This is a genomic window from Streptomyces cahuitamycinicus (genome assembly GCF_002891435.1).
Lineage (GTDB): Bacteria > Actinomycetota > Actinomycetes > Streptomycetales > Streptomycetaceae > Streptomyces > Streptomyces cahuitamycinicus.
In genome coordinates this window covers 1-9,537 of the sequence record NZ_POUC01000318.1, presented here as the reverse complement: position 1 = coordinate 9,537, position 9,537 = coordinate 1, and the positions used below count along the sequence as shown (strand labels likewise).

The window sequence follows — 9,537 nt, the reverse complement described above, 5'->3', positions numbered from 1 at the left end:
GGGTCGCAGGGAAGAAGCGGGAGCTGAGGCGCGGGGCGCGGGCTCGGCCGTTCGACCGGCCGACCCGCATCCGGAAGACGGCCACGGCCTGCGGGGACGGGGAGAAATGGGCCGGTCGCAGCAGGTCGGGGTCGTCCCTGTGACCGGTGCGTCGCTCGGACCATTGCCGGACCCCTCACCCGGCTTCCGGCCCTGGAGACCCGCGCGGCGGCCCGCCGCGCCGTTCCGACCCTCGGCCTCCGCGCGCCCGCCCCGGTCGGCGTCCGGCCCGGTCCGGAGCGCCTGTGGCGGACCACGGGGCCGGCCGGCCGACGGCGACCGTCGGCCTTGGCGGGTCATGCGCAGGAGGTTCCCGCCCCGTCAAGCGTGGGGAACCTCACCCGGGCACGCGCGCGTGCGGCGGCCGCAGGGGCGACCGGTGCGTCGGGTTCCACGGGTTCCCGCCCGGGCTCGGTCACCGGTCACCCGCAACCCGTCACCGGTCACGCGCGCGTGCGGCTGGCCCGGCCGGTTGAGCCCGGCTGCCGTCGGCCGGTGGCACCGGCACCCCGCTCGGGCCCGGCTACCAGTGGCGAGCGTGCGCCTGCCCCTGCGGGGGTCAGTGGCCGGTGTACGGGAGCAGTGCCATCTCGCGTGCGTTCTTGATGGCCCTGGCCATGTGTCGTTGCTGCTGGGACGACACCCGGGTGACGCGGCGGCTGCGGATCTTTCCGCGCTCGGAGATGAACTTCCGCAGCAGATCGGTGTCCTTGTAGTCGACGTAGGTGATCCCGGCTTGGTCCAGGGGATTGGGCCGGTCCTTGGCGGGCTTGCGGTCGGGCTTGCGCGGCATGAGAGGTCAGACCTCCAGGAGGGTGTCGAAGGCGTGCGGCAGCCGCTGCCAGGCGTCGGGCCCGGCGGCGTACTCGGCGTTGGTCAGCAGGCAGGACTCCAGCAGTCGCTCCAGGCCGTCCCGGTCGAGGCCGGGCGAGGTGAAGACGAGGTGCTGGCAGCGGTCGCCGTGCTCGGGGTGCCAGTCCAGCGCGGCGGCGGCCCGGCGCACCGGCGGGACCATGTCCCAGGCCGCGTCCGGCAGGGAGGCCAGCCACGGGCCCGTGCTCTCCACGCACAGGGCCCCGCCCGCCGCGTCCCAGTGGAAGAGCGTGTCCGGCTTGTCGGCGAGCCAGAACCGGCCCCGGCTGCGGGCGGCCGCGCAGGTGAGGTCCTCCAGTGCGGCATAGAGCCGCTCCGGGTGGAAGGGGCGGCGCCGGCTCCAGACCAGGGTGGAGACGCCATGCGCGTCGGCCTCGGCGGGGAGCAGGGCGCAGGCCGGATGCTGGGCGGCGGCGGCCGACTCGACGTCGAAGCCGGCCAGGGCGGCCTGGGCCAGGGGGGAGAGCGCATGCCGGCGCGGGGTCGGCACGGTCAGGCCGTCGGCGGCCGGTTCAGCCGGTTCAGCCAAACCGGCCAGATCGGCCAGATCGGCCGGGGCATCCTGCCCGACGGGCACCTGGCGGGCCGTCGGGTGCAGTTGCGCGAGCAGCTCGCGGTCCTCGTCGTCAGCCTCCGGGGAATCGACGACGGCCAGCACGGGGGCGTACTCCAGCTGGCGCGCGAAGGTGTCGGCGACCGTGCGCTGGTCGGTGGCGGCTGCGGCGAGACCGCCGTCGGCCAGGTCGTCGCCGTTGCCCAGGTACGGCAGGACCAGGGACGGGGCGACGGCGGTGATCACGCCGGTGACGGTGAGGCCGCCGGCCGTGACGACCTCGGCCATGGCCTTGGGCTCGACGGAGTCCCACAGCTCGACGACGGCGAGCCGGGTGCCGCCGGCGTCCCGCAGCCGCTCCAGCTCCGGCACCAGGTCCTCGCGCAGGGCACAGCAGGCGCAGTCGTTGACGAGCGGCGCCTCCCCCGCGTCGAGGATGCCGGAGGCGTCCCTGATGGTCCGTACGACCGTGCCCGCGGCGGCCGTCGCGAGGTCATGGTGGAGGACGACGCTGCCGGGCACGTCGGCGAGCAGCCGCGCGACGGCCGCCCTGCGGGCATCGGCGTGCAGCCCGCCGACGATCACGACGGGGAGCCCAGGAGGGACAGCCATGGGGTCAGCCCTTCTTTCCGTACCGGCGCTCGAAGCGCTCCACACGGCCCGCGGTGTCCAGGACTCGGGCCGTGCCGGTGTAGAAGGGGTGGCTGACGTCGGAGATCTCGACGTCCACGACCGGGTAGGTCCGGCCGTCCTCCCACTCGATCGTCTTCTCGCTCGTCATGGTCGAGCGGGTGAGGAAGGCGTAGTCGGCGGCGCGGTCGCGGAAGACGACGGGGCCGTACGCCGGGTGGATTCCCTCGCGCATGGTCAGCGCTCCTCTCGGAATGCGACGTGGCGGCCGGCGACCGGATCGAACTTGCGCAGGGTCAGCCGGTCCGGGTCGTTGCGGCGGTTCTTGCGGGTCACGTAGGTGAAGCCGGTCCCGGCGGTGGACCGGAGCTTGATGACCGGACGGAGTTCGTTGCGTGCCATGCCGCTATGATACTGAAAATGAATTCCATTTGCATCACCCGAGACGGAGAGGTAGGTCACCACCCATGTCCGCGCACTGCATGCTGACCGGCGCCCAGCCGGGCTTCGGCAACCGCATCTCGCACTCCCACCGGCGCACGTCGCGCCGGTTCGACCCCAACATCCAGTCCAAGCGCTACTGGCTGCCGGGCGAGGGCCGGTACGTCCGGCTCCGGCTGAGCGCCAGGGCGGTCAAGACCGTCGACACGATCGGGATCGAGGCGGCCGTCGCCCGGATCCGCGCCCGGGGAGTGAGGGTCTGATGGCCAAGAAGAGCAAGATCGCGAAGAACGACAGGCGACAGGAGGTCGTCGCGCGGTACGCCGCCCGGCGGGCCGAGCTGAAGGAGATCATCCGGAGGCCGTCGTCGACGGAGGCCGAGCGGCTCGCCGCACAGGCGGAGCTGCGCAGGCAGCCGCGGGACGCGAGCGCCACGCGCGTGCGCAACCGCGACCAGGTGGACGGCCGGCCGCGCGGCTACTTCCGGGCGTTCGGGCTGTCCCGGGTGGGTCTGCGGGAGCAGGCGCACGCGGGGTATCTGCCCGGGGTGCGCAAGTCGTCCTGGTGAGAGACGTTCGAGGAGGCCCTTGACGGGCCCTGATAGCTTGCTGCGATCGTTCCGGCCAGGAGGCCGGCCGGTGCCTTCCGGGCCTTCCGGACCTTCCGGCGCCTTCCGGACCTTCCGGCGCCTTCCGGGCCGGCCGGTGCCTCCGGGCCGGTCGGCCGGCTACAGCTTGGGGGCTAGCAGTGACTTCGGTGATCTTCTCGCGTCGCTCCGGCGCCGTGCGCCTCGCGGCGGCGGCCGCGGGGCTGGCGGGCGTGCTCGCGCTCAGCGCGTGCAGTGGCGACGGCGGCTCGGGGGACGACTCGGCGTCCAGTCCGTCCCCGTCGGACTCGGCGCCCGCGGCGACTGACGGGGGCGCCGGCTCCGGCTCCGGCTCCGACGGGTCGGCCGGCGGCGAGCTGGCGGGCAGCTGGCTCGCGACGACCGGGGGCAAGGCCGTGGCCCTGGTGATCACCGGCAAGCAGGCCGCGCTGTTCGCCACCGGCGGGAGCGTGTGCAGCGGCACCGCGGGCGAGGAGTCCGGGATGCGGATGATCCGTCTGAAGTGCACGGACGGCTCCAAGGACCGGGCCACCGGCATGGTCGACTCCGTGAACGAGAGCAGCCTGAAGGTCACCTGGGAGGGCGGCCTCGGCGCGGAGACCTACACGAAGGCCGAGGGCGGCAAGCTCCCCACGGGCTTCCCGACGGCAGGCCTCGGCTGACACCGGCATCAGCACGCACGGGCCACGGATCTCCTACGGGATCCGTGGCCCGTCCGGCGTTCGGGGGAATCGCAGGGGGTGCGTGCCCGCCCGGGGCCTGGGTGCGTGATGATCCAGGGGCCCGAAGCCGCTTCCGTTCGACACGCCCAGAGGACCCCATGCGCACCTTCCCCCTCGCCCTGGCCGCCGCCCTCGCCACGACGCTCCTGCTGACCGGCTGCGACGACGACAAGACCGGTGGTGACGACGTCAAGAACACGGACTGGAAGAGCGGTTCGGCGTGCGCGCTCGGCGACATGGGCGTGGAGGTCGGTGCGGGCGCCGCCCCGGCCGCCGGGGACACCGGCACCGTCACCGTGACGCTCACCAACAAGGGAGCGCAGTGCGCGCTCAAGGGCTTCCCCGCGGTGGACCTGCTGGCCGACGACAAGACGACGTCCGTCTCCCCGGACGAGGGCGCGAAGCCCCAGTCGCTGACCCTCGGGAAGGGCGGCACCACCTCCTTCACCGTCACCTACGTCCGGGGCGAGGCGGGCTCCGCGGAGAGCCTCGACGTGCGCAAGGCATCCTTCACCCTGCCCGGCGACACCAGGACGGCGCACGAACTGACGTGGTCGTACGGCGAGGTCGCCTGGACGGACGAGAAGCCATCGGTGAGCGGCTTCGAGACCTCGGCCGGCTGACGGGAGCGCGGCGGGGCGGGGCTCAGCGCAGCGGCGGCCGGTGCCGGACCTGGGCCCGGTCCGCCGCCTGCGCGCCCTCCGTCCAGCCCGCCGCGTCGCGCACCCCGCGCAGCCGGGTCGTGGTCGTCTCCGGGAACATCCGGTCCAGCCGCCCTGTCACGGCGACCTCGCGGGAGGCGAGGACCGGCAGCAGATCGTCGGTCACCTGGGTCTCGGCGGCGGCTGCCAGCCGGGTGCCGATGCGGTGGGCGTAGGCAGCGAGGAAGGACTGCCGGAACGTCTTGGTGCGCTTGCGGCCGCCCGCCCGTTGCGCGGCCTCCGCCTTGGTCATCGCGGTCGTGGCCTGCACGAGGAGCGAGGTGTAGAGGAGCTCGACCGACTCCAGGTCGGTTTCGAAGCCGACGACGGTGGAGAAGCCGAGAGGCTCGTTCCACACCGCCCGGCAGTGGTTGGCGCCGGCGACGGCGTCCAGCAGCACCGCCTTGGCCTGCTCGTACGGCGGCTCGACCCCGATCCGGCAGGCGCCGGGCGCGTCCGCCGACGGTGCCCGCGCCGCGAGCAGCGCCTCGTCGACACTGTGCCGGGCCATCAGCTCCTGCGCCTTGGCACTGAGCGCCTCGGCCTCCTCCGGGAAACCGGTCGCTTCCGCCTTGGCGAGCAGGGCACGGATCCGGGTGAGCATGCGGGACTCGGTCCTCGCCCCGCCGGGCGCGCGCCCTGGCCCCTCGTCGAGGGCCTCCAGCGCCGGCAGCCGCAGCAGCAGGCGGTAGAGCTCCAGCACGGCGGTGGCGTGCGAGAAGCGGTCGGTGCGGGGCGGGGCGTCGTCGGGGAGTTCCGCGAGCTGGGCGTTCCAGCGGCGGCCCCGGGGGCCGTCACCGGGTGCCTGTGTACGGATCAGCTCGGCCACCAGCAGCACATGCACGTCGTCCAGCTCGCGCCGCACGATCCGCACGACATCGGCCGGCTGCCAGCCGCGCCGCCACGCCCCCGCCACGAACTCGTGCCCGCGCCGGGCGAGTTCGGCGTCGGCCGCCGGGTCGGACGCGAGCAGGGACGCGCCGGCGTCGAGGGCGGTCTCACCGGTCTCGTAGAGGGCCGATGCGAACGCGCGATCGACGGTGCTGGACGTACTCACGGGCCGATGGTGCCACGTCGTCCCACTCGACAACGGGTGTCAACCCGCGGTTGACACCCCGAGAGGCGCAACCTACGGTTGACACATGACGAACCCCGACACCACGTCGTCGATCCGTCTCGACGACCTCATCGCGGCCATCAAGAAGGTCCACCCGGAGCCGCTGGACCAGCTCCAGGACGCGGTGATCGCCGCGGACCACCTGGGCGACGTGGCCGACCACCTGATCGGCCACTTCGTCGACCAGGCCCGACGGTCCGGCGCGTCCTGGACGGACATCGGCAAGAGCATGGGCGTCACCCGGCAGGCCGCGCAGAAGCGGTTCGTGCCGAAGGAGTCGAACGACCTCGACCCGAGCCAGGGCTTCAGCCGGTACACGCCCCGCGCCCGCAACACGGTCATGGCCGCGCACAACGCGTCCAAGGCGGCCCGCAACGCCGAGGGCCTGCCCGCGCACCTCGTCCTCGGTCTGCTGGCCGAGCCGGACGGCCTCGCCGCCAAGGCGATCGTCAAGCAGGGCGTCACACTCGACGCGGTCCGTGAGGCGGCGACGGCGGCCCTTCCGCCCGCCGTCGACGAGGTCCCGGAGCTCGTGCCGTACGGCCAGGCGGCCAAGAAGGTCCTGGAGCTCACCTTCCGCGAGGCCCTGCGCCTCGGCCACAACTACATCGGCACCGAGCACATCCTGCTCGCCCTGCTGGAGCACGAGAACGGCGAGGGTGTCCTCAGCGGCCTCGGCATCGACAAGGAGCGGGCCGAGCGATACGTCGGGACGGTGCTGGAGAAGATCATGCAGGCGCAGAGGGAGACCGACGAGGCCTGACGGAGGGCGGCCGAGGCGCGGCGGAGGCTCGACGAGGCCCGGCGGAGGGCAGCCGAGGCGCGGCGGAGGCGCGACGAGGCCTTCCACGGAAACGAGTCGGGGGCGTTGTCAGACCCCCCTGTCACACTCGCGACATGGCCGAACGGTGGGCGCTCGCTCCGGCCGAGGACGGTGGCGTGGACGTCGCCCCCCTCGGTCCGGACGGGCTGCCCTCCGGCCCGGTGCGGCGGGAGGCGGATGCCGGCGAGGCCGTCCGGAGCCGTCCCGGCGTCACGCGGTGGGTGTGGCGGTCCACCGCCGAGGTCTACCCGCGCCTGCTCGCCACGGGGGTGCGAGCCGAGCGGTGCTACGACATCGAGGCTGCCGAGACCCTCCTCCTCGGCCACGAGGGGCGGTACGGGGAACCACGCTCGGCCGCGGCCGCCCTGGCCCGGTTGCGCGGCGGCCCCGTGCCGCCCGATCCGCCCCAGCGGTCCGCCGAACCGGGCTCGCAGTCCTCGCTGTTCGAGCCGCAAGGCGCCCATCTCCCCCTGCCGGACCTCCTCGCGGTCTACGCCGGGCAGCAGCGGCGGCACGAGAGCGCCGAGCACCCCGGCCGCATGCGGCTGCTGACGGCCGCCGAGTCGGCCGGCATGCTGGTGGCCGCCGAGATGAACCGCGCCGGGCTGCCCTGGAGCGCCCAGGTGCACCGCGCCGTGCTGCAGGACCTGCTGGGCGATCGGTACGCGGGCGGCGGTGAGCCACGCCGCCTGGCCGAACTGGCCGACGAGGTGTCCGCCGCGTTCGGCCGCCGGGTCCGCCCCGACCTGCCGGCCGACGTGGTCAAGGCCTTCGCCCAGGCCGGGATCAAGGTCTCCTCGACCCGCCGCTGGGAGATCGAGACCGTCGACCACCCCGCCGTGAAGCCCCTGATCGAGTACAAGAAGCTGTACCGCATCTGGGTCGCCCACGGCTGGTCGTGGCTCCAGGACTGGGTTCGCGAGGGGCGGTTCAGACCCGAGTTCCTCGCGGGCGGGACGGTGACCGGACGCTGGGTCACCAACGGCGGGGGCGGGCTCCAGATCCCCAAGGTGATCCGGCGGGCCGTGGTCGCCGACCCCGGCTGGCGGCTCGTCGTCGCCGACGCCGACCAGATGGAGCCGCGCGTCCTCGCGGCGATCTCCCGTGACCCCGGCCTGATGGAGGTGGCGGGCCGGGAGACCGACCTGTACCAGTCCGTCTCCGACCGCGCCTTCTCCGGCGACCGCTCCCAGGCCAAACTCGCCGTGCTGGGCGCGGTCTACGGCCAGACGTCCGGGGACGGCCTGAAGAACCTCGCCGCGCTCAGACGCCGCTTCCCCAGGGCGGTGGCATACGTCGACGACGCGGCCCGGGCCGGTGAGGAGGGCCGGCTCGTGCGGACCTGGCTCGGCCGGACGTGCCCGCCCGCGGCCCGGGGCACGGACGACGCGACGGAGGAGGCCGGCATCCCGACGGCTGCCGTCGGCTCCGGCTCCGGCTCCGGCTCCGGCTCCGGCTCCGGCTCCGGCTCCGGGGAGGACGATCAGCCGGGGAGCGGGCAGTGGGTGCCCGGCTACGCCTCCACGAACGCCCGCGCCCGCGGCCGCTTCGCCCGCAACTTCGTCGTCCAGGGCAGCGCCGCCGACTGGGCGCTGCTGCTGCTCGCCGCGTTGCGCAAGGCCTGCGCGGAGCTGTCGGCCGAGCTGGTCTTCTTCCAGCACGACGAGGTGATCGTGCACTGCCCCGAGGAGGAGACGAAGACGGTCGTGGCGGCGATCCGCGAGGCAGCGGCCCTGGCCGGACGGCTGACCTTCGGGGAGACGCCCGTGCGGTTCCCGTTCACGACGGCGGTGGTGGAGTGCTACGCGGACGCCAAGTAGCCGGGCCGGACGGGGTGTCGTCGGGGACGCCGCGTGACCGGTCGACGGGAGCGAGCAACGCGCGTAGCTCTGTGACGACCGTCTGCTCGTCCGTTTTCTCCAGGGCCGCGAGAGCCGCCCCCCACACCTCGCGCGCCTCGCCGATGTGCCCCCGCTCCCGCAACAGCAGCCCGTGCTGGTGGCGGGCGAGAGCGCCGGTGTAGCGGTCGGCGCGGGCGTCGGCCCGGCCGAGCAGCTCGGCGCACTCGCGGGTGGCCCGCCCGCTGTGGCCGAGCAGACGCAGGGCACGGACCAGGCCGAGCCGGGCCCGGGACTCGCCGTGCCAGTCGCCGTGGCCGCCGAGGATGCGCAGGCTCTCCTCGAAGTGCGGCAGGGCGGCGGCCGGTCGGCCGAGCCGCAGATGCGCGTATCCGAGGTTGCAGTGCGCGGAGTGCCGCACGATCACGGCGCCGATCGCGTCCCCGAGGGCGAGCGAACGCCGGTGCCGCTCGATGGCCGCCCGCGGGTCGGTGTGCTCGACGAGGTTGCCGAGGTGGCCGTGGGTGACGGCCTCGCCGTGCGGGTCGTTCAGCTGCCGTGCGTACTGCAGGCTCCGCGTCAGCGCCTCAGCCGCCTCGGTGCGCCGGCCGAGCCCGTCCAGCAGCAGGCCGCGGCTGTCGAGGCAGCGGCGGATACAGGAGGGATTCTCCAGCCGCTGCCAGATGGCGAGCGCCCGGTCGTTGAGCGCGAGCGCGTCCTTGAGCCGGCCGGTCAGGAAGTGCAGCCCGGTGAGGTCGGCCAGCGCGCACGCCTCCGCCTCCACGTCACCGAGCCGTCGGGCCACCCGGAGGCCGGCCTGTCCGAGCACCTCCATCTCGGCGAGGCGGCCCCGGCGCTGCGCGTAGGGAAAGATCAGCCGGACGAGTGTGCAGACCAGGCCCGCGCGCTGCCCGCAGGGGTCGTCCGCGTACCGCTCGACCAGGGTGACGACGTTGTCCAGCTCCATGTCCCCCCAGGCGAAGGCCTCCCCGGGACCGGCGAAGGGGGCGACGGTGTCGACGTAGGCCGTGTGGCCGTTCGGCTGGGCCGGGGCGGGCCGGCGGCGGTCGGCCAGGTCGAGGCCGGGTTCCGTGATCGCGGCGAGGACGCGTTCGGCGACGGCCGCGTACCAGTGCAGCGCCGTGCCGACGGCGTCGGCGGGGTCGGCGGTGTTGTCGGGGTCGGCGGTGTTG

General features: G+C 74.1%; 12 protein-coding genes. 6 read left to right on the top strand and 6 right to left on the bottom strand.

Translation table 11 applies throughout. The features are described from left to right. Nucleotides 1–598: 598 nt before the first annotated feature. Genes rpsR through rpmG form a run of 4 tightly spaced genes read right to left on the bottom strand, consistent with a single transcriptional unit; the run spans nt 599 to nt 2,497 of the window. Nucleotides 599–832, bottom strand: coding sequence for a 30S ribosomal protein S18 (gene rpsR / locus C1J00_RS31220; protein ID WP_102912342.1), 234 nt, complete (start codon nt 830–832; stop codon nt 599–601). Between the two features lie 6 nt (nt 833–838). Further along, nucleotides 839–2,077: a CobW family GTP-binding protein gene (locus C1J00_RS31215; protein WP_102912341.1), complete on the bottom strand. Its 1,239-nt coding sequence runs from the start codon at nt 2,075–2,077 to the stop codon at nt 839–841. Between the two features lie 4 nt (nt 2,078–2,081). Then, a complete protein-coding gene (locus tag C1J00_RS31210; RefSeq protein WP_102912340.1) occupies nt 2,082–2,330 on the bottom strand; it encodes a type B 50S ribosomal protein L31 in 249 nt (82 codons plus the stop codon). 2 nt (nt 2,331–2,332) lie between these two features. After that, on the bottom strand, nt 2,333–2,497 hold the full coding sequence (gene rpmG, locus C1J00_RS31205) for a 50S ribosomal protein L33 (protein WP_102912339.1): 165 nt from the start codon (nt 2,495–2,497) through the stop codon (nt 2,333–2,335). Between the two features lie 65 nt (nt 2,498–2,562). Here rpmG and rpmB point away from each other — a divergent pair, with 65 nt between their 5' ends. The 4 genes from rpmB (at nt 2,563) to C1J00_RS31185 (ending at nt 4,488) form a co-directional block, all read left to right on the top strand. After that, the gene (gene rpmB, locus C1J00_RS31200; RefSeq protein WP_102912338.1) at nt 2,563–2,799 is read left to right on the top strand and encodes a 50S ribosomal protein L28; all 237 of its coding nucleotides are present in this window, start codon (nt 2,563–2,565) and stop codon (nt 2,797–2,799) included. Beyond that, nucleotides 2,799–3,104, top strand: a complete 306-nt coding sequence (gene rpsN, locus C1J00_RS31195) for a 30S ribosomal protein S14 (protein WP_102912337.1) — start codon at nt 2,799–2,801, stop codon at nt 3,102–3,104. The genes rpmB and rpsN overlap by 1 nt, the downstream gene beginning before the upstream one ends. Nucleotides 3,105–3,292: 188 nt before the next feature. After that, entirely contained in the window at nt 3,293–3,805 is a 513-nt protein-coding gene (locus tag C1J00_RS31190; protein WP_102912336.1) for a hypothetical protein, read from the top strand. A 158-nt stretch (nt 3,806–3,963) separates the two neighbouring features. Beyond that, nucleotides 3,964–4,488: a DUF4232 domain-containing protein gene (locus C1J00_RS31185; protein WP_102912335.1), complete on the top strand. Its 525-nt coding sequence runs from the start codon at nt 3,964–3,966 to the stop codon at nt 4,486–4,488. Nucleotides 4,489–4,510: 22 nt separating this feature from the next. On the opposite strand, the gene C1J00_RS31180 is transcribed toward C1J00_RS31185, so the two are convergent. Then, the gene (locus C1J00_RS31180) at nt 4,511–5,623 is read right to left on the bottom strand and encodes a DUF2786 domain-containing protein (protein WP_102912334.1); all 1,113 of its coding nucleotides are present in this window, start codon (nt 5,621–5,623) and stop codon (nt 4,511–4,513) included. A gap of 85 nt (nt 5,624–5,708) precedes the next feature. Between C1J00_RS31180 and C1J00_RS31175 the strand changes: the two genes are divergently transcribed. Both C1J00_RS31175 and C1J00_RS31170 read left to right on the top strand, forming a co-directional pair. Further along, complete coding sequence (locus tag C1J00_RS31175; RefSeq protein WP_102912333.1) at nt 5,709–6,446, top strand: Clp protease N-terminal domain-containing protein; 738 nt, start codon at nt 5,709–5,711, stop codon at nt 6,444–6,446. Between the two features lie 134 nt (nt 6,447–6,580). Next, nucleotides 6,581–8,326: a bifunctional 3'-5' exonuclease/DNA polymerase gene (locus C1J00_RS31170; protein ID WP_102912332.1), complete on the top strand. Its 1,746-nt coding sequence runs from the start codon at nt 6,581–6,583 to the stop codon at nt 8,324–8,326. On the opposite strand, the gene C1J00_RS31165 is transcribed toward C1J00_RS31170, so the two are convergent. Continuing rightward, a partial coding sequence (locus tag C1J00_RS31165; protein WP_146046287.1) for a tetratricopeptide repeat protein occupies nt 8,286–9,537 on the bottom strand: 1,252 nt, incomplete at its 5' end. The genes C1J00_RS31170 and C1J00_RS31165 overlap by 41 nt on opposite strands.